Source organism: Bacteroidota bacterium (genome assembly GCA_016722565.1).
Taxonomy (GTDB): domain Bacteria; phylum Bacteroidota; class Bacteroidia; order 2-12-FULL-35-15; family 2-12-FULL-35-15; genus 2-12-FULL-35-15.
Genome location: JADKIU010000007.1, coordinates 176,013 through 201,288, shown reverse-complemented (window position 1 = coordinate 201,288; position 25,276 = coordinate 176,013). Strand labels below are relative to the sequence as shown.

Here is a 25,276-nt window from a genome sequence, read left to right as displayed (position 1 = left end):
CTCGGATTGTAATCAGCCCTTTACAGGATACATTGTAAAGAAGAAGAACTTGTACTATTACAAATGCAGAACAAACGGTTGCAAGTGCAATAAAAGCGCAAAAGAAATGCACCGTTTGTTTTCAGAGGAACTTGAGAAATACGAAGTAAAACCTGAATTGACAGAAGCTATAAAAATCGAATTGGAAAGCACCTACCATGAACTGAATAAGGACTCCGTTGAAAAGGAAGCGATCCTTAAGGCGAGAATTATCGAACTAACCAAGGATATTGAAACGCTTGAGGAGAAGCACTTCATAAAAGAGGAGATGCCCAAGGAAACCTACGAACGTTTTAGAGTAAAATACACTAAGGAATTTGATAATATTCGAAAGGAAATGGCAACTTGTGGTATTTCCATTTCGAACCTAAAAGAAATGATAAATGAAGCTGTATTTATTTGCCAAAACCTGCGCCAAATTTGGCAAGATGGCGGTATAGCACTAAAAGAAGGATTGCAAAATTTAATATTTCCGTCCGGTTTGGTATATGACAAGAAAAATGGGGCATTTCGAACCGCTGAAATTAATTTTATAATTGCACAAATCGCCCGACACACGGGCGATTTGGCTTTAATAAAAAAGGGACTTAGTTCTCTTTTTGAGCCTAAGTCCCTTTCAGCGGAGAAGGTGGGATTCGAACCCACGATACCCTTGCGAGTATACAAACTTTCCAGGCTTGCTCTTTCGGCCACTCAGACACCTCTCCGGAATCGGGTTGCAAATGTAATAAAGTTTTTAGCTTGTCAGGCTATTTTTTCGTTTCTTCTCCATACGATAAACCAAAATCATGCTGAAAGTCACCAGAATCGCACTTGTAATCACATACATAAGTTCATTCTCGAATGTCCCGATTTTATCTACATCTGCTGAAATAACGCCCCTGTTCGAGAGCCAGATTAAAAAAACTGCCATTCCGTTGTTGACGAAATGGGCTAAGATACCCGGCCATAACGAACCCGTCCACAAGAACAAATATCCTAAATAAGCACCCATCAACATTCGTGGAAAAAAGCCAAAAAATTGCATGTGAAATGCACTGAATAGTATTGCTCCGGTCCAAATAGCGATGTGTTTATTTTTAAAACATTCTATCAAAACCTTTTGAATCATGCCTCTAAAAAAAAGCTCTTCACTGATGGCCGCCATAAAGGCTACAATAAATAAATTCAAAATCAATCCGCCAACGGAACTTCCTTTTGTAAATAATTCCGTCATTTCCATCGCTTTCGCTTCACTGGTTCTCATCCATTCTTCCACCCCGTGCAATGCATCCGGCAAATGCATCTGTTCATTCATTTGAGCAATCCAATTGATGGTTGGAAGTGCAAATAAAATTCCAATACTTCCAAGTATTAATGTGAGAAAAGACGCTTTGGTAGTTACACCCAAATAACCGATTTTTTGTTTGGTCCAGAAACCGGCAAATAATAACGATGGCACAATAAATAATCCGATTACTCCGATGAGTTGTCCGAAATAGAGCAATAAAACTGTTTGCGGGTTATCTAGGTTGAGCGCTGTTTCAGCACCACTTCCAATAACGGTTCCGGCTCCATATAAAAATAACCAGGCAAAAATGACAGATAATTTAATCCAAGAATGGCGTTCTTGCTCGATGTTTTGCATTGATAGGCTTATTTTTGGTAACTTTGGGCTAAATTAGTAAAATAGTTAATTAGGTACATTAAGTAATTTAGGTTTCACCAAAAAACAATTAACCATTTTCATTTAACTCATAACGATTGACTAAAATAGGTAACATAGAATTAGGCGAATTCCCTTTATTACTTGCTCCGATGGAGGATGTGAGTGATCCGCCTTTTCGTGCCGTTTGTAAAAAAAATGGTGCGGATTTAATGTATACAGAATTCATTTCTTCCGAAGGACTTATCCGTGATGCTGCTAAAAGTGTGCAAAAACTGGATATTTTTGAGTACGAACGCCCCATTGGGATTCAACTTTTTGGTTCTGATATTGATTCCATGCGTGAAGCCGGCATGATTGCCGACAATGCAAAACCGGATTTGATTGATATCAATTATGGTTGCCCAGTCCGACAAGTTGCTTGTCGCGGTGCCGGTGCAGCACTCTTACAAGATATTCCCAAAATGGTGGAAATGACTTCTGCCATTGTGAAAATTGCAACCCGCCCGGTGACCGTAAAAACACGATTGGGTTGGGACGACAATACAAAAAATGTAGTGGAAGTGGCAGAACGTTTACAAGATATTGGAATATCTGCTTTAACCATTCATGGTCGAACCCGTGCTCAATTATATAAAGGCGAAGCCGATTGGAGTTTGATTGGTGATATCAAAAATAACTCCCGCATCAAAATTCCTATCTTCGGAAATGGCGATGTGGATTCTCCCGAAAAAGCAAAACTAATGCGTGATCGATATGGTGTAGATGGAATTATGATTGGAAGAGCAAGCATTGGGTATCCATGGATATTTAATGAGATCAAACATTATTTTAATACCGGAGAACATTTAGCACCACCAACCATTTCGGATAGAGTACGTGTATGTAAAGAACACCTCGATTTCTCGATGCGTTGGAAAAGCAACCATGCAGGTATTGTTGAAATGCGCAGACATTATACCAACTATTTTAAAGGCTTGCCGAATTTTAAAGAATTTCGTTTAAAATTGGTGACGACTTATTCCTACGAAGAAATTATTATGCTGTTGGATAAAGTTGAAAAACAATACGGTGCATTGGAAGTCGCATAACTGCCATGAAGGATAAACTCAAGCGAAATTTTCGCATTGCCCGTTATGTTGTTTACCGCGAAACAATTGTTGATAAAGCAGATATTCTTTGGACTTTTCTTGGAGCGTTTGTAGGCATCGGACTCATCGGATTTATCAACTCCCGCTATTTTACTTTAAATGATAATTTATTTTTAATCGGTTCGTTCGGTGCGACTGCGGTGTTAATTTATGGCGCTACCAACAGCCCTTTGGCACAGCCTCGTAATTTGGTTGGCGGACATTTAATCAGTGCAATTATTGGAGTGGCTATTCATAAATTAATTCCCGGAGAAATTTGGTTGTCGTCCGCTTTAGCCGTTTCCTTATCGATTGTCATGATGCAAATTACCAAAACGCTTCATCCTCCAGGAGGCGCTACAGCGTTGATTGCCAACATTGGTTCTGAAAAAATTCAAGCACTGGGATTTCTGTATGTACTATCACCGGTATTGGTTGGTGTGGTGATACTCTTAATTGTTGCTTTGATTTTTAATAATATTCCGAAGAATCGTTTCTATCCGTATAAAAAACCAAAGAGTAAGTTGTTGCAAAAATTACTTAATCGTTCGGAAGGACGCTAATTTTATTTTACAACTTTCACAGAGTTGTTTTTCTTCCTCATCTACACTTTTAATTGTTCCATTTGCATCTTTCATTAAACATTTATTGCTGGAAGTGCAATGCGGCAAACCTAATGTGTGGCCTAATTCATGGAGTGCAACTTTTATTATTCGTTGCTGTAAATGTTTTTTGTCAATGGCAGATTTTTTTAATCTAAAATCAGAAATAATACAGCTGGGACCACCCATAAAACCTAAGCCAAATACACCCCAGTCTTCATGAATGTCATCTTTTGTGGAAATATCAGTTCCTGTAATTCCAATTATTAAGTTATAATCTTTTGGTAGACTTAGCTTTAAATATTTTAATAAGCTATCCGCTTTATATCTATTACGAGGCTGATAAAAGGCAAAGGCTGGAAGAGTATGTTCTTTGAGCACAGTTACTTCACAAGAATAGAATAATTCAATTTCCGATTTTAATAATTTTGAATAAGTAGGATCAACTCCTGAAAATGGAAGGATGGCAACTTTAATTTTGTTATCGAGACCAATTGGAAAATTAAAAGAAGAATTTCCTTGTGGCAGATTATCGTTGTTATGGCAAGCTGATGTTAATAGTGCGAAAATGAAAAAAACACAAATTAGATGTTTTGAAAAATGCACCATTGTCGAACCTGTATTATAATGCAAAATGTTTTTTAGTAAACACACGCACCGGATACCAAGCTGCAATAAATCCAATCGCGAGTACTGCTCCCAATATGGTAAGGATATCAAGTGTTTTTACCGTTACCGGATAGGCATTTGCTACTAAATTATCGGACATCGAAATGACACTGTACTCTGTTTGTATCCAGCAAATGAGTATGCCGAAAAACAAACCGAGGAATGCCCCAATACATGTAATTAAGATTCCTTCAACCAAAAATATTTTACGAATGAGTTGTATGTCGGCTCCCATATTACTCAAAATGGTAATGTCTTTTTTCTTTTCAATAATCAACATCGTTAAGGAGCCAATCACATTAAATGTGGCAATGATTAAAATAAAAAGTAAAATGATGAAGGTCCATACTTTTTCCGATTGCATCGTTTTATAAAACAATGCATTTTGTTGTTCTCTGGTTTTAATTTCAAATCCGTCACCAACAATACTTGTAACTTCAGTTCTGAATTTTTCAATGTCTATTCCTTTTTTCATTCCCAATTCAATGGCGGTTACTTCGGTGGTATAATCCAACAATGCTCTTGCATTCGCAATGTCCATAATGATGTAATCATCCAGTTCATCGCTGATGGTAAATACTCCAGCAGGATAAGCTTTTAGTTCGTTGATGCCGTCTTCGGGATTCATGGAACTTATTTTGCCGCGCTTGGGTGCATAAATGGAAATTAGTGAAGCAAAATCATTGGTTCGTGTTTGCAGTTTATAGCTAATTCCTTTCCCAATCACAATGTTACTTTTGCTGATATTAAAATCGCCTTCACGAACAAGGGTGTCAAAGCGACTCATTTTTTGGAATTCGGCACTTACACCTTTTACAGTTGCAATGCATTGTTTATCGTCATACTTTAATAATGCGTTGCCTTCCATTACTTCCGTATAATGTGCTACGTTCTCAGATTTTAAAAGGGATTGAAATGCGGTGGTGTTTGGGTCAAATGTTTTTCCTTGTTTGGCTGTAATTTCCAAATCAGCATCAAAAGAATTATAAAGCGATTGAACCAAGCCCGATAAACCATTGAAAGTTGACAATACTATGACCAATGCCATGGTGCCAATACAAATGCCCAAAACCGAAATGCCTGAAATGATATTGATGGCATTGTGCGACTTCTTAGAAATCAGATACCGTTTTGCTATGAAGAAGGGTAGATTCAAATCAGTTGATTAGGTTAATTGGGTTAAATAGGGTAATCAAGTAAAATTGTAAACAAACCTAAATTACTTATTTTCCACAATTAACTTATTTACTTTTTTAATAACTCATCAATCCGCATCGCATAATCCAATGAATCGTCATGAAAGAAAACCAAATTTGGAATGATGCGTACTTGTTTTTTAATACGCTCCGAAAGTTTCATGCGTATTTCCTTGGTGTTCTCCTGGATTAATTTTAGCAATGCTTTGTTATCAGGAACATTAAATAAACTCACATACACTTTGGCGATGCCTAAGTCTGGACTCACACGCACCTGCGTTACGGTAATAAGCGCATTTCCAAAAAGCAAACGGGTTTCTCTTTGAAAGATTTCTCCCAATTCCTTTTGAATTAAGCGTGATACTTTTAACTGACGTGTTGAATCCATTTTAACGATTATTATGAGCGTAAAATTAGCAAAATTAAGGCTACAAACGCTATATTTGCCGAATGAAAAAGTTTTTCGGTGTTCTACGTTATGTAAAAGGATATTGGCGCTATGCAATCCTGAACATCGTTTTTAATATACTTTCCGTTATTTTTTCTCTTTTTTCAATCTTAATGTTGCTGCCCTTTTTGAAAATTCTGTTTTCAAACGACCCGAACGCACTTCAGGCAATTGCAGCCAAAGAACCTGTTTTTAGCTTTAGTACCAGTGGATTGTTGGATCTACTCAATCACACCTTGGCAAAAGGTGCAGTGGACAATGGAAAAGTAAGTGTCTTAATTTGGATTTGTTTGTTTACGGTTATCATGGTTTTCCTAAAAAACCTATTCCGTTACCTGGCAATGTATTTTCTTGCCCCTATTAGAAATGGCGTGGTAAGAGATATGCGGAATAAAATTTTTAATAAATCATTGGAGCTTCCATTGGCCTATTATTCAGAAGAACGCAAAGGTGATATCATGAGTAGGATGACGGTGGATGTTCAGGAAATTGAATGGAGCATTATGCAATCGCTCGAAATGATTTTTCGTGAACCTTTAAACATCGTTTTCTTTTTAATCATGATGGTGTTCATGAATCCGATGCTCACGTTAATTGCATTTATCCTTTTGCCTGTTTCCGGAGCTACCATCGGATTGATTGGAAGAAGCTTAAGACGTTCTTCTGCAAAAGGAAAAGCAAAAATGGGAATATTGCTTTCCATTATGGAAGAAACATTGGGAGGCTTAAGAATCATCAAAGGATTTAATGCAGAGAAAATCATTAGCGAAAAATTCCGTAGCGAAAATCAGCAATACACCGACATCAGCATTCGTATGTACCGAAAAGGAGATATGGCATCTCCGCTCAGCGAATTTATGGGTGTTTCGGTATTGGTGGTTATTCTCTATGTTGGTGGTAAAATGGTGATTAGTGATTATTCCATGGATGGGGAAGTGTTTATCACCTATTTAGCTTTGTTTGCGCAATTGTTAGCGCCTGCAAAAGCATTTACCACCGCCTATACCAGTGTTCAAAAAGGATTGGCTTCTGCCGAACGCATCGATAAAGTGTTGAATGCCGATGTCACCATTAAGGATGGTCCAACCCCAAAACCAATTACAAAATTCGAAAAAGAAATCGAGTACAAAAATGTTTCGTTTGCCTACCGTGAAGGTGAAGTGGGATGGGTGTTGAACGACATTAATCTGAAAATTGAAAAAGGAAAAACGATTGCCTTGGTTGGACAATCTGGCTCCGGAAAAACGACTTTGGCAGACATGTTGCCTCGCTTTTACGATACCACCCAAGGGGAAATCTTAATTGACGGAGTATCCATCAAAGATGCTAAAATTGCCGATGTGCGGGCCCTCATGGGGATTGTTACGCAAGAGTCGATTTTGTTTAATGATACCGTTTATAACAACATTGCTTTTGGAATAGAGAATGTTACCGAAGCACAAGTGATTGAAGCAGCAAAAATCGCGAATGCGCATGAGTTTATCAGTAAAATGCCACAAGGTTACCAAACCAATATTGGCGATCGGGGAAGTAAAATGTCGGGTGGACAGCGTCAACGAATGAGTATTGCACGTGCAGTGCTTAAAAATCCGCCTATTTTGATATTGGATGAGGCAACATCCGCCTTGGATACTGAAAGTGAACGTTTGGTGCAAGATGCATTGTCCAATTTAATGAAAAACCGTACTTCGGTTGTAATTGCACACCGTTTATCCACCATCCAACATGCCGATGAAATTATTGTAATGCAAAAAGGGGTTATCATCGAACGAGGAACACATACCCAATTATTGGCTAAAAACGGCACCTATTCCAAATTGCACGAAATGCAATCCTTTGTTTAATAAAGCTCCCCCAATTCCAATTAATTTCGTCATTGCGAATTCCGTCTTTTCGCGGGATGTGGCACTCTTTACCAAATGATTAGTTCTGCTTATTGAGAATGAGAGATTGCGGGTTAGCAAGTCATTGCGAGGTACGAAGCAATCTCTCGCGTTCAATAAGTCAAGATTGCTTCGTACCTCGCAATGACGGTTTAAATGAGACTTCCCATTTTAAGCTTAAACCCACTCACAACGTCTAATTTCCACTCAACCATTGGTATTTTTATCGAATATTCAAATTTTGTATATTTGTTAAGATAAATTGAAAGTTCAACCCCTTAATTTAAAACGATAAACATGAAAAAAAACTTACTACTAAGTTCTGCATTATTGATCGGTGCTTTGAGTGCTAGCGCTCAAATTACCATTACTACTGCGGATGTAGCAATGCCTACTAAAGTGATTAAACAAGCCACAGATAATTTGCCTACGGTTACTGAAGGTTCTGCTGGTATCAACCAGACCTGGAACATGACGGCTTTAAATTCAAGTATATTAGATAGTTTAACGTTTATCTCTTATTCTTGGATTCCGAATCCTAATTTCCCTGCGTCCAATTTAATTGCAAGTGCTTTTTCAGGAACGGATACTAATTATATTTATTTGACAAACAATGCTACCGGCTTAACATCATCAGGTTCTGTGGCCTATACTGATTTTGGTGGAGGAAGTTCTACTGTTATGAATAAAAATACACCTGAAGAAGTGTTGATGAGCTTTCCTGGAACTTATTTAAGTTCGACCACAAATAATTATCAAGTTAATACACCTGCATTCTATTTTAACGTTGATCCTGGTGTTGGTTTTGTGATTGATTCTGCAAGACAACGAGCTGGAGTAAAAAAAACACTCTTAGTTGATGCTTGGGGTTCTTTAACAACTCCATTAGGAACATACAATGTACTTCGAGTAAAAGAAACTGTTATAAGACGCGATACAACCGATGTATTAATTTCTTCACTTGGAGGATGGAATCCGGTTCCCGGTTTTACTCCTCTTTTGGCAGCTGATTCAACTACAAGTTATTCATTCTGGGCAAACGGTGTTGGTTTTCCATTGGTTTCTTTGAAACTAGATTCAACAGCAGCTATTAGCGAAGCAAAATGGTTGCAAGCATTGCCAACTGTTGGTATTAATGAACAATCAAATGCAACAGTTGTAAATGTATTTCCTAACCCGGCACAAAATCAAATCACCTTCACTGTAGAAGCTCAAAAAGTAGCTTCAATCCAAATTTTGGATATCACAGGAAGAATGATTGATTTAATTGTAGTGAATGGAGAAACAGTTCCAGTGAATACTTCAATATTAGCAAATGGGGTTTATTCCTATACACTTGTTGGTAGGGACAATGTTATCTTAAACAGAGGAAAATTTACAATTGTAAAATAATCTCATCTGATATTTAATTGAAAAGCGTCCCGCCTTTGGTGGGACGTTTTTTGCTTGTATGGTATTGACTAAAGAAAAAATTTGTGTTATATTTGTTAGATACATTTAAAATATAAACGATGAAAAAAATATTACTTTCTGCGACTGCAATTATTGCTTTTGCATTTAATGGTTCTGCACAAGCTCCCGATTTAATGTTTGAAACATGGGGTGCAGCTGTTCCTCCTTTTGTTACAATTGAAGACCCACAAGGTTGGGCGAGCTTGAATGCACTTACTGCAGTTGGAACTCTTCAATCTGTTTTTAAAGAAACAGTAGCTCCAAGTCAAGGCTTAATCAGCGCAAAAATTGTTACTGTAAAAGTTGTAGGTGCTGCCATTCCAAATCCTTACACTACTGGAAATATTGATACAGCAGGAATTTTGGTGATGGGGGCAATAAATATTTCTCCTCCAGGAATTTCTTATGGTAAACCAATGTCTGGGCGTCCTTCTACATTGGCATTCACTTCAAAATATACCCCAATGCCTGGCGATTCTGCGTTTGTTTTGGCATATTTGACCCGTTATTTTGCTGGGAATAGAGATACAATTGCTTCTGGTAAGTATGCAACTGGAGCAACAACAACGAGCTTTGCTGCAAACAGTTTAACAATGAACTATAACCCTGCATTTAGTGGTGTTTGGGCAGATACAATGTTGGTGTTTGCAAGCTCAAGTGTTTACAACCATCCGGGAGCAAAAATTGGTAGCGCATTCTATATTGATGCAATGTCATGGTCTGGTTATACCAGCACAAACGAAATCAATGGTGTTGTGAATACAGTTACGGTTTTCCCTAACCCTGCAATTAACAATATCACCCTTTCAAGTTCAGTTTACGCTGAAACAGTTGAAGTACTTGATGTTGCTGGTCGTAAAGTTGGAACGTTTACAATGAATGCAAATACAACAACCATTGAAACAGCTGCTTTTGCATCCGGAATCTATATTTATAATGTTCTGAATGAAAAGAAAGAAGTGATTAACAGAGGAAAATTTGAAGTAACGAAATAAACCTTTTATATTTAAAAAACACCAGTGATAATTTTGTTGCTGGTGTTTTTTTATGCGTCATTGCGAGGAACGAAGCAATCTTAACCAAAGTGGAACTCTTCTCCTCATCGTGAGAGATTGCTTCGTTCCTCGCAATGACGTGTTAAGGTGATTCATTTAAAAATCATCCTTACCTTTACATAAAAGCAAAGCAATTGAATCCAAGAATTTCTGACGGTCTCCAATTTGTATCAAAACTCACGTTTCGCAGAGCATGGAATGCTACGAAAGTCGTGATGAGCTTTTATATTTCTAAATGGAGCGGCAAACCTATTCAATGGGGCGTTCCCATTAGTGTGACTTTCGAACCAACCACCTCTTGTAATTTACGATGTCCTGAATGTCCAAGTGGAAAACGCGAATTTACACGCCCCACAGGAATGCTTCAAAATGATTTTTTTAAATCAACCATTGATGCTTTGTACAAAGAGATTTCGTATTTGATTTTTTATTTTCAAGGTGAACCATTTCTCAATCCTCAGTTTTTAGAAATGGTGAAATATGCCTCTTCAAAAAATATTTATACAGCCACGTCAACCAATGCACATTATTTAAATGATGCCGTAGCAAAAAAAACGGTAGAAAGCGGATTAAGTAGATTAATTATTTCAATTGATGGAACAACTCAGGAAACCTACGAACAATATAGGATTGGTGGCGATATCAATAAAGTAATTGAAGGAGCAGAAAATGTTGTGAAGTGGAAAAAACAGTTGAATTCGAAAACACCGCATATTATTTTTCAATTTTTAGTTGTAAAACCAAACGAACATCAAATAAAAGACGTTGAGGTGTTGGCTAAAAAAGTAGGAGTGGATGAGGTGCGTTTTAAAACAGCTCAGATGTATGATTATGTAAATGGGAATAAATTGATTCCTACCATCGAAAAATATTCACGTTATAAAAAGCAAGACGATGGAACCTACACCATCAAAAATGAAATGTTGAACCATTGCTGGAGGCTTTGGCATTCAACGGTTATCACCTGGGATGGCTTGGTTGTTCCTTGCTGTTTTGATAAAGATGCGCAACATCAATTAGGGAATTTGAAAACCGAATCATTCAAAGAAATGTGGCAAGGGGAGAAGTATAAAAACTTTAGAAGTGCTGTCCTGCGTTCTCGCTCCGAAATCGATATTTGTAAAAATTGCACAGAAGGAACAAAAGTATGGGCCTAATCTTTTTTTAATTTAAAAAAAACGGATATGAAAACGAATTTCAATTCTACTTTAAAAAAATTAAAAACGGTAATCAATAAATTTGATTCAGAATCGTTGACGCTCCAACAACAGGCTTTATCGGAGTTGAGCGGGTCTAAGTTGCAAGTCAATAAAGCATTGCTCGACTATCATGAATGCTTATTGTTCATGTGTTCGCATCCTAATAATAAACAAATCTTAGAGGTTGTTGAAAAGGAATTAAGCAGAATTACTTTGTTTTTAAAAAAGTCGTCCAAAACAGCTGCCTCATTTTTTGAAAATGAGGGATTACCTTATTCGCATACGGTTACCCGATTTACTCCAGATTTTTTAAAATGGTTGAGTACGCATTCCGATGTATCTCTTCAATTTAGTGCTTTCTCTGATCCAACATTGACGCTTAATGAAGTCTTAAATTTGACTTTGCCGAGTGCTTTAAAATCCCATACTACTGCCGGTTTAGAGGGTGAAGAGCTTTTGGAGGTATTGGGTGTAAGCCCTAAAGAGTATCTTTTTTATTTAGTGAATCAAATCGAACGCCTGAATGAACATCCGTTAATTAAAGACTTTTTATTTGAACGGTTGGAGGTGTATGTGAAACTTATTCCGAAAAATGCTTCGTTCTCTAGAACATATAATCGAACTAAAATCAAGCAACCTTTCTTTCACGATTCCTTACTTAAAAAATTTGATCATGAAGCGTTGCTAAATGCTAAACTACCTGCAGACCGAATGATGGATGTGAAGGAAAGAGCAGCGTTGATTGATGTCTTGAAAAACGCAATGGCTTTAACGGCAAGGGAAACGGATCCAACCACTTTTATTGAGCCATCTTCGTTGAAGGTGTTTGATCTGGAAAGAGGCATGAGTGTTTGTATTTACGGAATGGTTCCGGATCGACAATTGCCTTTTGAATCCTATGTTGGTTTTACACTTTTGAAAAATGGTTTTCCTTGTTCTTATGGCGGTGCTTGGGTATTTGGAAAAGGAGCAAATTTTGGAATGAATATTTTAGAATCGTTTAGAGGTGGAGAATCAGGATATGTGATGTGTCAGTTGTTACGCGTATACAAACAAGCGTTCAATCTTTCTTATTTTGAAATTGAAGCCTATCAATTTGGGTTAGATAATCCGGATGGCATTACCAGTGGAGCTTTTTGGTTCTATTATCGTTATGGATTCCGTCCTCTTGATAAAAACCTGTTGAAACTATCAAATTCCGAGTTTTCAAAGATTCAAACGAAAAAAAATTACCGAAGCACCGAAAAAGTATTGCTGAAATTTACGGAATCAAATGTTGCTTTGAACATGGAAAAGAAAACGCCAGTTCGTGTAGTCGATATAACCGAGAAGATCAGAGTAATGATTAATAAAAGGTATAAGAATGATGCTACATTGGCTGAAAAGAAAAGCGTAGAGTTGTTTTTGGAAAAAACGAAACAGTCACTACCAAAATCAAGAGACGAAAAAGCAATTTTAAATGAAGTTGCATTGTGGGTAAATGCGTTTGAAATTTCGGATCCCCAAAACTAACATTATTTTCTCAGTTACCTTTTGCTAAAACGAATGACCTGTATGCTTACCAAAAATTATTGAATCAGATTTTTGAGCATTAAAGGTTATTCATTTTAAAAGTGCTCCAATCTACACCCACCCTAAATGTTTGGTAAATTCTTCCATTTGAAAGACTATCGCCAAAGTGATTGGTAGCAGAATGAAAAACACCTGAAGGGTATGCCACCATTCGATTTACGCGGTATCCAACACGGTCAACCTCAATCCATTTCGACCTGTCCTTGCTTTCTTTTTCTAATTGAGCTCGTAGCTTTGGGAAATTTAATTTTAATCTTCTTGCATCTGCCGGAGAAACTGGATTTATTAACCCGGTTTGTTTGTGCATCCATAAAGAGGTTCCACAGTCAATCGGAATGTTAGGGGTGAGGTAAACAACAATCGTAACATCGTTGTAGGGTTCATCCGAATGCACACCCAGTTTTTCTTTTTTCTTTCCCTCTGAAAATCCGAAGTAAAACACGCCATTTTCTTCCAATGGATCGGTGTCCCACCGTGTAATTTTCAGACCTAAAATCTTTTCAAGTTTCGCTTTAATACCTTTGGGGTGGAATACTGTATCGCTACGGTAGCCTGTAGCATGCTCCGGTTGATAGAAGTTTGATTTAAGTGCTGTTTGAAGTACTTCATTGGGCTTGTCATAAAAATTGTCTTTGACAATCAAAAATCTGGGGTAGATTATTTTTTCCATGAATGAATGGTTTAAACAAATTTAATAAATTGGAAATAGGTTTGAAAAATAATCTGAATTATCGACCATGACTTTTATCAGAAATGAGCGCTTTGTTTTAATGTTTTTCGATTCAATTTTGTTAAACCAAACCACTCGAAGTGGCAGTCGAATTTAAATGTAGAATGGCGTTTAATAAAAAACGCCCTGAAATTTTCAGAGCGTTTAAGTAATGGATGGATGGAGTGTCGAAAACTCAGACAGTCATAATCTCTTTTTCTTTTATTTCTAGATGTTTATCACATTTTACAACATAACCATCAGTTAACGTCTGAACAAGGGTTTCAGCGCTTTTTACTTCATCTTCCGGAGTTCCGTTCTTTTGAAGTTTTTTTAATTCTTCGTTTGCGTCTTTTCTGGCAGTACGTAAAACAACTTTTGCTGCTTCCGCTTCCGCTTTAGCTTTCTTCACTAAATCTTTTCTACGTTCTTCTGTTAAAGCCGGAACTAGAATTCGAATCAATACACCATCATTTTGTGGATTTAAACCTAAGTTGGCCGCCATAATTGCTTTCTCAATTGGTGTCAACATCGATTTTTCCCAAGGTTGAACAACCAAGGTACGTGCATCTGCAGTGTTCACATTCGCAACTTGATTTAGCGGTGTACGCGTTCCATAATAATCTACAGAAATGCTTTCAAGCATAGTCGGACTCGCTTTCCCGGCACGTACTTTAACCAATTCTGCATCTAAGTGATTAAGAGCTTTTTCCATTTGCTCTTTTGCGCTGTCTAATATAAATTGAATATCTTCTGTCATAATAAATAGTCCTTAGGTGTATTACAAAATTATGCTTTTTTGAACTAGAACTCAACTAATGTTCCTACTTTTTCACCTTCTACCAAACGTTTAAGGTTTCCTTTTTTGTTCATATCAAAAACAATAATTGGCAATTTGTTTTCTTTACAAAGCGTAAAGGCTGTCATGTCCATTACTTCTAAGCCTTTGGAGTATACTTCTTCAAAAGAAATCGTATCGTATTTAGTAGCTGTTTTATCTTTTTCAGGATCTGCAGTGTAAATACCATCTACACGTGTTCCTTTTAATACCACATCCGATTCAATTTCGATGGCACGCAATGTTGCGGCTGTATCCGTTGTAAAGTAAGGGTTTCCGGTTCCTGCACCAAAAATAACAACTCTGCTTTTTTCTAAGTGACGAACAGCTTTTCTGCGGATGAAAGGTTCGCAAATTTGTTCCATTTTAATGGCCGATTGCAAACGCGTTTCTACTCCAGCTTTTTCCAGTGCTGCTTGCAAGGCCATCGAATTGATAACCGTAGCTAACATTCCCATATAATCACCTTGTACTCTGTCCATGCCACCTTCAGCAGCCTGAATTCCTCTAAAAATATTGCCTCCACCAATCACAATGGCAACTTCAACACCCATTGCAGCTACCTCTTTAATCGCTGCAGCATATTCGGTTAAACGATCGTGATCGATGCCGAATTGTTTGTTACCCATTAAGGATTCACCACTAAGTTTTAGGAGGATGCGTTTGTATTTCATATAGATTAACTTTAAAGTTATTATTCAAAGCTTAGTAAAACACCAAGTACTTCATAAATAAAGCCGCTTTGCGGCCGGGCAAAAAAAAGTCCCGAATAAATCGGGACTTAAAAAATAATAATGAATTAGCCTAAAGCGATTCGTTTGAATCCTGTAACGGTTAATCCTTTTTCTGAGTCGTTCAAATATTGAGCGATGGTTTTTTTATTGTCTTTGATAAATTCTTGGTTTAACAAAGTAGATTCTTTGTAAAACTTATTCAATTTACCCATTGCAATTTTTTCAAGCATTTCTTCCGGTTTACCTTCTTCACGAGCTTGTTCTTTACCAACTTCAATTTCGCGTTTGATTGTTTCAGCATCTACATCGCCTTTGTCAACAGCTACCGGAGCCATTGCAGCAACTTGCATTGCAACATCTTTCGCAACATCAGCATTCACTGTTGCAGAACTAAATCCAACAACGTTTGCTAATTTGTTACCAGGGTGAATATATGCGTATACGAAAGGAGCTTCCACAACTTCGTATTTTGTTAATTCAATTTTTTCTCCAATAACTCCTGTTTGTTCAATTAGTTTTTCTCCAATTGTGATTTTAGCATCAAAAGGCAAAGCTTTTAATTCGTCAGCAGTTTTTGCGTTTTTCTCAACTGCGATATCCAAAATTGCAGTTGTCATTTTAATAAAATCAGCATTGATAGCAACGAAATCTGTTTCGCAGTTTACTGCTAATACAACACCACGTTTGCTGTCAGAAGTAAGTTTCGCTAATACAACACCTTCTTTAGATTCTCTATCACCACGGTTAGCTGCTACTTTTTGTCCTTTTTTACGTAATTCGTCAATTGCTTTTTCAAAATCACCTTCAGCCTCTGTTAATGCTTTTTTACAATCCATCATGCCGGCACCGGTCATTTGTCTTAACTTATTAATATCTGCTGCTGTAATCGCCATTGTTGTCATGTGTTTTTATATTATTAAAAAATGTCCCCGCATTTCTGTGGGGACGTTTTTTGTATTTTATTAATTAACTATTAATTTTTCTTCTTGGTTTTTTTCCGGCTCCGCCTTTTGCTTCACCATCGTTTGATGATTTTACTTTGGCACCAGCGCTTAATTGTTCAGCTTCATCGCGAGAAGTTTTTGTTCCTTCTTTTTCTTCAGCTTGTGTTTCTTTATCCACTTTGCGTTCAGCTAAACCTTCTTCAATTGCTTTGGTAATGATACCTGTAATTAAAGCGATAGAAGTAGAAGCATCATCATTTGCAGGAATTGCAAAGTCAACTGCATTAGGATCAGAGTTCGTATCAACGATAGCAAATGTTGGGATGTTTAATCTTTTTGCTTCAGCTACTGCGATGTGTTCTTTAGAAATATCTACGATGAACAAGGCTGCCGGTAGGCGGCTCAATTCAACAATAGAACCTAAGTTGGTTTCTAATTTAGCACGCTCACGAGAAATTTGTAATTTTTCTTTTTTAGAAATATTATCAAATGTTCCATCAGTACTCATTTTATCAATGGTTGCCATTTTCTTAACAGCTTTGCGGATGGTTGCAAAGTTTGTTAACATACCACCTGGCCAACGCTCAGTAACATAAGGCATACCAATTGCTTTTACTTTATCAGCAACGATATCTTTTGCTTGTTTTTTAGTAGCAACAAATAAAATCTTTTTACCGGATTTTGCAATTTGTTTCAAAGCATCTGCTGCTTCGTCCACTTTCACAACTGTTTTGTTTAAGTCGATAATGTGGATACCGTTTTTTTCGGTGAAGATATAAGGAGCCATTGCTGGATTCCATTTTCTTTTCAAGTGTCCGAAGTGGGAACCTGCTTCTAATAAATCATTGAAATTTGTTCTTGACATTGCGTCTTTAATTTAATGTTGATTAATACTGTTTTGAAGATGATCTTAACGTTTACTGAATTGGAAACGCTTACGAGCTTTTTTCTGACCCGGTTTCTTACGTTCAACCATTTTAGGATTACGTGTCATTAAGCTTTCTGCTTTTAACAAAGGCTTAAGATTTGCATCCGTTTCTACTAAAGCACGAGCAATCGCTAATCTAACAGCTTCTGCTTGTCCTGTTACCCCGCCCCCTTTTACATTCACTTTCACATCAAACTGATCCTGTGTTTTTGTCACAGCAAAAGCTTGAGTTACTTTGTATTGTAAAACGGATGTTGTGAAGTACGTTTTGTAATCTTTATTGTTGATTACAATTTCGCCACTTCCTTTTTGCACATATGCACGTGCTACAGCGGTTTTTCTTCTACCAAGAGTATTTACTACTTCCATTTTTATTATTTAATTGTATTTATTTTGATTTGTTTCGGTTGTTGAGCTGCATGTGGATGTTCTGCACCTGCATAGATAAATACATTTTTTCTCAATGCATCACCCAATTTGTTTTTTGGTAACATACCGCTAACTGCTAAACGTATTACTTCTGTTGGTTTTTTAGAAAGTAATAATTTAGGAGTTGCAAAACGCTGTCCACCCGGATACCCTGTGTGACGAACGTATTCCTTTTCAGAAACTTTGTTCCCTGTTAATTTTACTTTTTCAGCATTGATAATGATCACATTATCACCTGTGTCTACGTGAGGAGTAAAGTTTGTTTTGTTTTTTCCTCTTAAAATGTAAGCCACGTTTGAAGCTAAACGACCCAATGTTTCGTTCTCTGCATCTACGATAACCCATCCTTTTGTAACAGTTTCTTTACTTGCTGAAACCGTTTTGTAACTAATTGCTTCCACTGTATTTAGATATTAATTTATGTACTAAAAATGCCGTATTTTTCTTAAAACGGGACGCGAAGATAAGCACATTTTTATTTCTGACAAAATAATTCACAAATAAATGTTCATTATTAATCGCTTAAATCCGTTTTTTTGAAACACATCGTACAGGTGGTTCATGCATTCTGGTCTTAATATTGCATTCGTATTTTTGTTGTAATTTTCGTCAAAAAGCTTGAAAAAACTTAAAAATTCGTGTTTTTTGCTTAAAAAACGCCTTAAAAAGCCTTTTTGTTGCTATTTTTTGAAAAGCTCGGCCGCTCATTTTTTGGAACCTTTCGTCCCGCTCTCAGCTCAAAAAATCGCTTCCATCGGGTTTAGCTATTTTGGTCATTCTCCTCTTGGAACCTTTTGGTTGATGCTCCGATTTTAACTCTTTTTATAGAATTTATGACTTTCATCAGAATTTGTGCTTCTGACAATTGTGTGACAAATCTCTTCGGCTAGATTCCCAAATTTGCATCGTAATACAAAAAAGAGTGAACAAGTTTAAAATAATCGCTTTCACCCATAAAACAACCGATGTGAACGACATCGGAAAATTGCACGTGGAAGATCATCTTGCGAGCGAAAAATTAGCATTGGTGAAGGCGGTAATGGATATCGAAGAATTGTTATACCTCAGTACCTGCAATCGCATGGAATTTATGCTCTCCACCGAACAGGAAATCGATGCGCTTTATATCGAAAGTTTTTTCAAAGCTTTTAATGACGATTGGAATGCAGACTACCTCGACTGGATTCAAAAAAATGTTCAGGTATTTGATGGTGAAGCCGCATTGCGTCATTTATTCAATGTCGCTTCTTCCATTGATTCATTAGTTGTTGGAGAAAGAGAAATCATTACACAAGTTCGCAACGCCTATGAAAAATGTAATGAATATGGATTAACTGGCGACTTAATTCGCTTGGTTGTAAAAAAGACGATTGAAACAGCAAAAGAAATTTATACCGAAACCAATATCGCCAGAAATCCTGTTTCTGTTGTTTCATTGGCCTACAGAAAACTACGTTCTCTTAACGTAAAAAAAGAATCCCGCTTTATCATCATCGGTTCCGGTGTTACCAACACCACCATGGCGCAATACTTGAAAAAACATAAGTTTGCAAATTTTACCGTATTCAATCGCACACTTTCTAATGCTCAAAAATTAGCATCAGAACTCAATGGAAAAGCATTTCCACTTTCTGAATTGAATAATTATAAAGAAGGTTTTGATATCATTCTAACCTGTACAGGTGCAGCTCAAAGTATTATCACTCTCGAATTGTATAAGCATCTTGTTGGGAATGATAAATCACAAAAAATAGTCATCGATCTTGCCATCCCGAATGATTTGGATGCTGAAATTTTAAATAACTACGATGTAAACCTCATCGCAGTAAATAACCTTCAGGAAATTGCAAAAGAAAATTTAAAGGCACGTGAACAGGAATTGGATACGTGCAAAGTAATTATTGAAGCCAATATTTATGAGTTTCGTCAAATCCTCAAAACACGCAAAGTGGAATTGGCAATGAGTGAAGTACCTAAAAAGGTAAAGGAAATACGTGAAACAGCGAATGAAGTATTTGCCAAAGAATTGAATGCACTCAATCCGGAATCGAAAGAAGTGCTGGATAAAATAATTTCCTATATGGAAAAAAAATACATCAGTGTGCCGATGAAAATGGCAAAGGAAATTTTGACGAATCAAAAATAGAACCTGACGGCCAATTGGCAGATCTGCGTTCCAATTAAAAATAAATGGAAAGAAAAATAATAATTGGCTCTAGAGGAAGCGACTTAGCATTGTGGCAAGCCAATCACGTATTGCGTAAAGTTCAAAAATTAGGGCTAACAGCCGAATTGAAAATTATTACAACCCAAGGGGATGCAATTCAAAATTTAAGTTTTGATAAACTGGAAGGAAAAGGTTTTTTTACAAAAGAAATTGAAGAGGCCTTGTTAAATAAAGAAATTGATTTAGCCGTTCACTCTCACAAAGATTTACCAACCACTTCTCCTGAAGGACTTAAAATTGCTGCTGTCTCCGAACGTGAAGATGCTGCAGAATTAATTTTGATTCGCAAAGAATGTGTTGACAATGCACAAAAATATGCATTCAAAAAAAATGCAGTTGTTGGAACATCTTCCGCAAGAAGAAAATCTCAATTGCTCGCATTTCGAAAGGATATTACAATTGAAGATTTAAGAGGGAATGTTCCCACACGTATTCAAAAATTACGCGATAAAAAATACGATGCTATCATGTTAGCTGCTGCAGGTGTGGAACGTTTACGCATCGATTTAAGTGAATTTAAAGTACTACGCTTAGATCCAAAAGAATTTATTCCCGCTCCCGCTCAAGGTGTTTTAGGATTGCAAATTCGCGAGGATGACCATGAATTATTTGAATACATCCACAAGCTAAATTCCGAAAAAGTTGAAGATACTATCGGTATCGAACGCAAAGTCCTTAACTTATTTGATGGCGGTTGTCAATTGCCTTTAGGCGTTTTCTGTATCAAAGAGGATAATAAATTTAAAGTGTGGACTTCCAAGTCGGATGCCTGGGATACCATGCCCAAACGATTGTATTTTGAATCTTTTACTGCCGATGGTTTTGCACAAAAAATTGTCAACCGATTAAATGCAATTAAAGGTTGTTCAGTTTTAATTACCCGTGATTTAAAACAAGATTCCTTCTTTAAAAATGTTTTAGAAGGAAACGGATATACCGTAGAAGGTGTTTCTTTTATCGAAACTAAAAAAGTAAATATTCTGTCTGTTCCTCAGGCAGATTGGGTATTCTTCGCCAGCTCAAATGCAGTTGATTATTTCTTTTCTCAAAATCCGGAATTAAAATCAAAAACAAAATTCGGAGTGATTGGAAAATCGACCGAACAAGAATTGAAAAAGCACAACAGAAACGCAGCATTTGTCGGCTCTGTCCCTGATACAAAAGTGGTTGGCAAAAAATTTGCAAAAACAGTGGGTGATGAAACGGTGTTGTTCCCGCAGGCAAAAGGCGGATTACGCACCATTCAACAACAATTTGAAGATGCTTCTAAATTGACTGATTTGGTTGTGTATGAGACAGTAAAAAAAGAAAATGCAAAATTACCAGATGCTGAAATTTTAGTATTTACAAGTCCTTCTAATGTCGAATCGTTTTTCGAAAAAGGTAAAATAGAAGCGACACAGAAAGTAATTGCCATCGGAAAGTCAACTGAAAAAAAATTAACAGAACACGGAGTAGAAAATTGTTTGCTGCCAGCTTCGTTTGATGAAGTTGGTTTGGCGGAAGCTGTGTTTGGAATATAAATTGGTTGATGGTTGTTAGTTATTGGTTGTTGGAAAAAAAATAAAACTAGCAATCTTGCAACACTAACAACTAACAACCCACAACTAACAACTAATATGTTACAACGCCCTCGTAGACTCAGAAAAAATGCAATCATTCGTGAAATGGTTGCTGAAACCCGACTTTCAAAAGATATGTTTATCTATCCCTACTTTGTGGTAGATGGAAAAAACGTAGTACATGGTATTGATGCCATGCCGGGAATTAATCACTATTCTGTAGATGAATTGGTGAAAGATGTTGAGAAAGGTTTGAAAATTGGGATCAACAAAATTCTCTTGTTTGGTGTTGGCGAACAAAAAACAGAAGATGCAAGTTCTTCTTTCAGCAATAATTCTATTGTTGTAAAAGCGGTAAAAGCATTGAAAGAAAAATTCGGTGACAGCCTCTATGTCATTACCGATGTTTGTGTTTGCGCGTATACAACCCACGGACATTGTGGTATTTTGCATGATGAATATGTTCATAACGATTCATCTGTGGAGGTCTTAGCAAAAATGGCATTGGCGCATGCACAAGCCGGAGCGGATATGGTAGCGCCAAGTGATATGATGGATGGTCGAATAGGAGCAATGCGTGAATTGTTAGATAAAAATGGTTTTGAGAATACAGCAATCATGTCGTATTCTATTAAATATGCATCTGCGTATTATGGTCCGTTCCGTGAAGCAGCAGATTCAGCCCCACAAAAAGGCGATCGGAAATCGTATCAGATGGATCACCGTAATGGAAATGAATCCATGACAGAAGGATTGTTGGATGAAGCGGAGGGGGCAGACATTTTAATGGTGAAACCGGCATTGGCATACATGGATGTGATTTTTAATTTACGTCAGCACACACTTTTACCAATTGCTTGCTATAATGTTTCAGGCGAATATTCCATGGTAAAAGCCGCAGCGCAAAATGGCTGGATTGATGAGCAAAAAATTGTGATGGAAAATATGCACGCGTTTGCTAGAGCAGGAGCAAATATCATTATTACCTATCATACGAAGGATATTTTTGAAAAGGGGTGGATTTGAAAATTTGTTAATTTGAAAATTTTAAAATGAAAAAAACACTTCCAATTTTACTTTTTCTTGTTTTGTTTTCGTTAAAAATAACCGGACAAACAACTCCTCAGGAATTGAGCAAGACGTTTACAAATTCACTTTTGAATTATAATGAAGAGAAGTTGAAAGTGCTTCTGTCGACTGATTCAGTGGAGCAAAAAAACATACTTGAAAAACTGAAGCAAATCTCTTCAACAGATTTGAAACCGCTAAAAGGTTCAAAAACGTTGAGCTCTTCTACCAGAGCCGTATTGAAGGATGGAGATAAAATTTACAAGGAAAGAGCCGATATCTTTATCACCATTACCGACAATAAAGAATATAAATACGAATTAAAACTCTGGGGTTGTGGCAAGATAAACGATAAATGGTTTGTCGGAAATAAAATTGAGTTGGAAAAAGTGGCTGTCTTTTAAGCCTTCTCAATCACCTTCGGAACTTTAAAGTAATCCGAATCATGTTTTGGTCCGTTTTTCAACGCTTCTTCTTGAGTGATTACCTGCTTCACTTCATCTTCACGCAAAACATTTACTTCATCACTCATATAGATTAACGGTTCAACATTAGACGTGTACAATTCGTTCAACTTGTCTATGAAGCCCAACATATTGTTCATGTCTTTTTTAATTTCCTCTTTTGCTTCGTTTGCAAATTCCAAACGTGCTAAGTGAGCAATTTTGTCTACGGTGTCGTTATCTATCTTCATTTTTTATCCTTTAATGTGATTTCGTCCCGATAGCTATCGGGATGTCGAGGAATCATGCTTTTCTAATTCTTTTGCAATAATATCATGCACTTTTGTTTTCAAAGATACTAAATCATTTTCAGTTAATCCTTTTGTGGGTATGGGTGCGTGGACAATAATATGCGAGATGCCTATCTCCGCCAAAGGATTTAAAGAAACCACCATTTTGTAATAATCTCCAGTTGTTTAAATAGGTAATCGGAACAATTGGCACTTGCTTTTCAATCGCCAATTTAAACGCACCATTTTTGAATCCTCTTAATTTTCCATTGCTGGAAATACCTGCTTCGGGATAAATAAATGCCCCATTTCCTTTGTCAATTTCTTTTCCTGCCCGCATAAACGCTCGGTGCGATGATGTATTGCTTCCTCTATCCACCAAAATATTCATGTCCTTAAAGAAAATTCGGAACAAAGGTGTTTTGTCTAATTCCTGCTTCCCCATAAAAACGTAATAATTCGGAATCACCAAATAGCTCATCACAATATCCAAATAAGACGAGTGATTAGCACAATACACTGCTGGATGTGGAAGCTTTTCAATTGGAACTTCTCGTTTTACTTTGATAAAAATTCCAGGAACATATAAAATCCACTTTGCCCAGAACTTTTTCAACTCAAAAGCTTTTGGATACCATTCTCGCTTCGAAAGAAAAATAGAAAACAATGGATAAAGAACAATCAAGCCCAATACAAAATTGAGGATGAAGACCAGCTTCCAAAGTGTTCGAGGTATGATTAGCAAAAAGTTCATTGGGAAGACAAATATAGCAAATTTTAAGGCTGTTTTTGTGGTTTTAAATTTCTGTATATTTGACCTAGATTCTCTATCAACCAATAACAAACAACTAACTACCAATTATGTCACGAATACTTACAGGAGTTCAAAGTACCAATATTCCCCACATGGGAAATATTTTAGGTGCCATTATACCTGCGATTGAAATGTCGAAGCAAGCAGGGAATGAATCACTTTTTTTTATTGCGGATTTACATTCATTAACAACCATTAAGGATGCCGCTTTTATTAAAGAAAGTACGGACGCTGTTGCTGCTACCTGGTTGGCTTTCGGTTTTGATACGGATAAAAATATTTTCTATCGTCAAAGTGATGTCACCGAAGTATGTGAGTTGACCTGGTATTTAAATTGTTTCACTCCATTTCCCATGTTGGCGAATGCACATTCATTCAAAGATAAGTCGGAGCGCTTATCGGATGTGAATGCAGGTTTATTTACTTATCCGGTATTGATGGCAGCTGATATTATTTTGTATGATGCGCACTATGTTCCTGTTGGAAAAGATCAGATGCAGCATTTGGAAATGACCCGCGATATTGCTGAAAAATTTAATAATGTCTATGGTGAGGTATTTGTGATTCCGGAAGGCAAAGTAAATGAAGCAACCATGCTGATTCCCGGTATTGACGGAAAAAAGATGAGCAAGTCGTTGAATAACTTCATCAACATATTTCTTACGGATAAAGAATTAAAAAAAGTAGTGATGAGTATTGTTACAGATGCTACACCACTGGAAGCTCCTAAAAATCCGGATGCCTGCAATGTGTTCGCATTATATAAATTGTTGGCCAACGATGTTCAAATTGCAGAGATGAAAGCGAATTACCTAAAAGGGGGGTATGGCTACGGTCATGCGAAAACAGCTTTATTTGAATTGATTTTAGAAAAGTTCAAAAAGGAAAGGGAAACCTATTCGTATTACATGAACAACCGTGCAGAGCTGGATGCGAAACTGCAAGTGGGTGCCGATAAAGCCAGAAAAATAGCAAGAGCTACACTAACACGTGTGAGAGAAAAGTTAGGATTTAAGATTTAATATGGTATCTCCAGTGTGAGTGTTTGTTCGCCATAACCATCGCCTGCACTGCGATGTGCGTTCACGGAACCATTTACATAAATATACATTTCGTAAACGCCACCGCCATTCCCTTCCACAGAAAGAGAAACGGTTTTGCCTAATTCCACTTCCGGAATAGTTTCTGAAACCCAATTGGCTTGTGTAATTCCTCCTTTTGATTTAGAAACACCATTTGCTTGGGTATACCGAACTGTATAGGTAGGAACAGCGGTACTTTTTTCATAAATTTTATATGAAACGGTAACCGTCTTTGGTTCTTTTTTGCATGAAGCAATAAAAACAAAAATTATAAGTATAGAAATGAAATGTTTCATTTTTTAAATTAGCAGACTTAAG

26 protein-coding genes and 1 tRNA gene are annotated in these 25,276 nt (G+C 36.9%); 12 read left to right on the top strand and 15 right to left on the bottom strand.

All coding sequences use genetic code 11. The features are described from left to right. Positions 1 to 659 precede the first annotated feature (659 nt). Positions 660 to 746 (bottom strand) — tRNA-Ser (locus IPP64_15615). A gap of 29 nt (positions 747 to 775) precedes the next feature. Next, positions 776 to 1,666, bottom strand: a complete 891-nt coding sequence (locus IPP64_15610) for a CPBP family intramembrane metalloprotease (protein ID MBL0330789.1) — start codon at positions 1,664 to 1,666, stop codon at positions 776 to 778. 116 nt (positions 1,667 to 1,782) lie between these two features. Here IPP64_15610 and dusB point away from each other — a divergent pair, with 116 nt between their 5' ends. Together dusB and IPP64_15600 are read left to right on the top strand one after the other, a co-directional pair. Then, positions 1,783 to 2,775: a tRNA dihydrouridine synthase DusB gene (dusB, locus tag IPP64_15605; GenBank protein ID MBL0330788.1), complete on the top strand. Its 993-nt coding sequence runs from the start codon at positions 1,783 to 1,785 to the stop codon at positions 2,773 to 2,775. Between the two features lie 5 nt (positions 2,776 to 2,780). Continuing rightward, complete coding sequence (locus IPP64_15600) at positions 2,781 to 3,377, top strand: HPP family protein (protein MBL0330787.1); 597 nt, start codon at positions 2,781 to 2,783, stop codon at positions 3,375 to 3,377. On the opposite strand, the gene IPP64_15595 is transcribed toward IPP64_15600, so the two are convergent. The 3 genes from IPP64_15595 to rbfA form a co-directional block, all read right to left on the bottom strand. Next, on the bottom strand, positions 3,351 to 4,025 hold the full coding sequence (locus IPP64_15595; GenBank protein MBL0330786.1) for a Zn-dependent protease: 675 nt from the start codon (positions 4,023 to 4,025) through the stop codon (positions 3,351 to 3,353). The two genes, IPP64_15600 and IPP64_15595, sit on opposite strands and share 27 nt — an antisense overlap. A gap of 13 nt (positions 4,026 to 4,038) precedes the next feature. Then, on the bottom strand, positions 4,039 to 5,241 hold the full coding sequence (locus IPP64_15590; GenBank protein MBL0330785.1) for an ABC transporter permease: 1,203 nt from the start codon (positions 5,239 to 5,241) through the stop codon (positions 4,039 to 4,041). 89 nt (positions 5,242 to 5,330) lie between these two features. Further along, complete coding sequence (gene rbfA / locus IPP64_15585) at positions 5,331 to 5,669, bottom strand: 30S ribosome-binding factor RbfA (GenBank protein ID MBL0330784.1); 339 nt, start codon at positions 5,667 to 5,669, stop codon at positions 5,331 to 5,333. A gap of 62 nt (positions 5,670 to 5,731) precedes the next feature. Between rbfA and IPP64_15580 the strand changes: the two genes are divergently transcribed. The 5 genes from IPP64_15580 (at position 5,732) to IPP64_15560 (ending at position 12,830) form a co-directional block, all read left to right on the top strand. Continuing rightward, positions 5,732 to 7,573, top strand: coding sequence for an ATP-binding cassette domain-containing protein (locus IPP64_15580; GenBank protein MBL0330783.1), 1,842 nt, complete (start codon positions 5,732 to 5,734; stop codon positions 7,571 to 7,573). A gap of 336 nt (positions 7,574 to 7,909) precedes the next feature. Beyond that, positions 7,910 to 9,004, top strand: a complete 1,095-nt coding sequence (locus tag IPP64_15575; GenBank protein ID MBL0330782.1) for a T9SS type A sorting domain-containing protein — start codon at positions 7,910 to 7,912, stop codon at positions 9,002 to 9,004. A gap of 119 nt (positions 9,005 to 9,123) precedes the next feature. Further along, positions 9,124 to 10,059, top strand: a complete 936-nt coding sequence (locus IPP64_15570; protein MBL0330781.1) for a T9SS type A sorting domain-containing protein — start codon at positions 9,124 to 9,126, stop codon at positions 10,057 to 10,059. A gap of 275 nt (positions 10,060 to 10,334) precedes the next feature. Further along, the gene (locus tag IPP64_15565; GenBank protein MBL0330780.1) at positions 10,335 to 11,276 is read left to right on the top strand and encodes an SPASM domain-containing protein; all 942 of its coding nucleotides are present in this window, start codon (positions 10,335 to 10,337) and stop codon (positions 11,274 to 11,276) included. A gap of 27 nt (positions 11,277 to 11,303) precedes the next feature. Next, positions 11,304 to 12,830 carry a hypothetical protein gene (locus IPP64_15560; GenBank protein MBL0330779.1) on the top strand — a complete coding sequence of 509 codons (1,527 nt, stop codon included), beginning with the start codon at positions 11,304 to 11,306 and terminating at the stop codon, positions 12,828 to 12,830. A 79-nt stretch (positions 12,831 to 12,909) separates the two neighbouring features. Here the strand turns inward: IPP64_15560 and IPP64_15555 are convergent, their stop codons facing one another. The 7 genes from IPP64_15555 to rplM all read right to left on the bottom strand — a co-directional run bounded on the left by IPP64_15555 (position 12,910) and on the right by rplM (position 17,873). After that, on the bottom strand, positions 12,910 to 13,560 hold the full coding sequence (locus tag IPP64_15555; GenBank protein MBL0330778.1) for a hypothetical protein: 651 nt from the start codon (positions 13,558 to 13,560) through the stop codon (positions 12,910 to 12,912). 235 nt (positions 13,561 to 13,795) lie between these two features. Beyond that, positions 13,796 to 14,359 carry a ribosome recycling factor gene (gene frr, locus IPP64_15550; GenBank protein MBL0330777.1) on the bottom strand — a complete coding sequence of 188 codons (564 nt, stop codon included), beginning with the start codon at positions 14,357 to 14,359 and terminating at the stop codon, positions 13,796 to 13,798. A 44-nt stretch (positions 14,360 to 14,403) separates the two neighbouring features. Beyond that, positions 14,404 to 15,111, bottom strand: a complete 708-nt coding sequence (locus IPP64_15545) for a UMP kinase (GenBank protein MBL0330776.1) — start codon at positions 15,109 to 15,111, stop codon at positions 14,404 to 14,406. 125 nt (positions 15,112 to 15,236) lie between these two features. Continuing rightward, positions 15,237 to 16,064 (bottom strand): elongation factor Ts, encoded by an 828-nt coding sequence (locus IPP64_15540; GenBank protein MBL0330775.1) that lies wholly within the window; start codon positions 16,062 to 16,064, stop codon positions 15,237 to 15,239. 73 nt (positions 16,065 to 16,137) lie between these two features. Then, entirely contained in the window at positions 16,138 to 16,980 is an 843-nt protein-coding gene (gene rpsB / locus IPP64_15535) for a 30S ribosomal protein S2 (protein ID MBL0330774.1), read from the bottom strand. Positions 16,981 to 17,025: 45 nt separating this feature from the next. Next, positions 17,026 to 17,412, bottom strand: coding sequence for a 30S ribosomal protein S9 (gene rpsI / locus IPP64_15530; GenBank protein ID MBL0330773.1), 387 nt, complete (start codon positions 17,410 to 17,412; stop codon positions 17,026 to 17,028). A gap of 5 nt (positions 17,413 to 17,417) precedes the next feature. Next, positions 17,418 to 17,873 carry a 50S ribosomal protein L13 gene (rplM, locus tag IPP64_15525; GenBank protein MBL0330772.1) on the bottom strand — a complete coding sequence of 152 codons (456 nt, stop codon included), beginning with the start codon at positions 17,871 to 17,873 and terminating at the stop codon, positions 17,418 to 17,420. Between the two features lie 521 nt (positions 17,874 to 18,394). Here rplM and hemA point away from each other — a divergent pair. The 4 genes from hemA to IPP64_15505 all read left to right on the top strand — a co-directional run bounded on the left by hemA (position 18,395) and on the right by IPP64_15505 (position 22,733). After that, the gene (gene hemA / locus IPP64_15520) at positions 18,395 to 19,618 is read left to right on the top strand and encodes a glutamyl-tRNA reductase (protein ID MBL0330771.1); all 1,224 of its coding nucleotides are present in this window, start codon (positions 18,395 to 18,397) and stop codon (positions 19,616 to 19,618) included. A gap of 44 nt (positions 19,619 to 19,662) precedes the next feature. Beyond that, the gene (gene hemC / locus IPP64_15515) at positions 19,663 to 21,222 is read left to right on the top strand and encodes a hydroxymethylbilane synthase (protein MBL0330770.1); all 1,560 of its coding nucleotides are present in this window, start codon (positions 19,663 to 19,665) and stop codon (positions 21,220 to 21,222) included. 96 nt (positions 21,223 to 21,318) lie between these two features. Then, a complete protein-coding gene (gene hemB, locus IPP64_15510; GenBank protein ID MBL0330769.1) occupies positions 21,319 to 22,287 on the top strand; it encodes a porphobilinogen synthase in 969 nt (322 codons plus the stop codon). A 26-nt stretch (positions 22,288 to 22,313) separates the two neighbouring features. Next, on the top strand, positions 22,314 to 22,733 hold the full coding sequence (locus IPP64_15505) for a hypothetical protein (protein MBL0330768.1): 420 nt from the start codon (positions 22,314 to 22,316) through the stop codon (positions 22,731 to 22,733). Here the strand turns inward: IPP64_15505 and gatC are convergent. Together gatC and IPP64_15495 are read right to left on the bottom strand one after the other, a co-directional pair. Further along, positions 22,730 to 23,023, bottom strand: coding sequence for an Asp-tRNA(Asn)/Glu-tRNA(Gln) amidotransferase subunit GatC (gene gatC / locus IPP64_15500; GenBank protein ID MBL0330767.1), 294 nt, complete (start codon positions 23,021 to 23,023; stop codon positions 22,730 to 22,732). The genes IPP64_15505 and gatC overlap by 4 nt on opposite strands. 118 nt (positions 23,024 to 23,141) lie before the next feature. Beyond that, complete coding sequence (locus IPP64_15495; protein MBL0330766.1) at positions 23,142 to 23,816, bottom strand: 1-acyl-sn-glycerol-3-phosphate acyltransferase; 675 nt, start codon at positions 23,814 to 23,816, stop codon at positions 23,142 to 23,144. Between the two features lie 107 nt (positions 23,817 to 23,923). Between IPP64_15495 and trpS the strand changes: the two genes are divergently transcribed. Further along, complete coding sequence (trpS, locus tag IPP64_15490; GenBank protein ID MBL0330765.1) at positions 23,924 to 24,898, top strand: tryptophan--tRNA ligase; 975 nt, start codon at positions 23,924 to 23,926, stop codon at positions 24,896 to 24,898. On the opposite strand, the gene IPP64_15485 is transcribed toward trpS, so the two are convergent. Beyond that, positions 24,895 to 25,254: a hypothetical protein gene (locus tag IPP64_15485; protein MBL0330764.1), complete on the bottom strand. Its 360-nt coding sequence runs from the start codon at positions 25,252 to 25,254 to the stop codon at positions 24,895 to 24,897. The two genes, trpS and IPP64_15485, sit on opposite strands and share 4 nt — an antisense overlap. Positions 25,255 to 25,276: the final 22 nt, after the last annotated feature.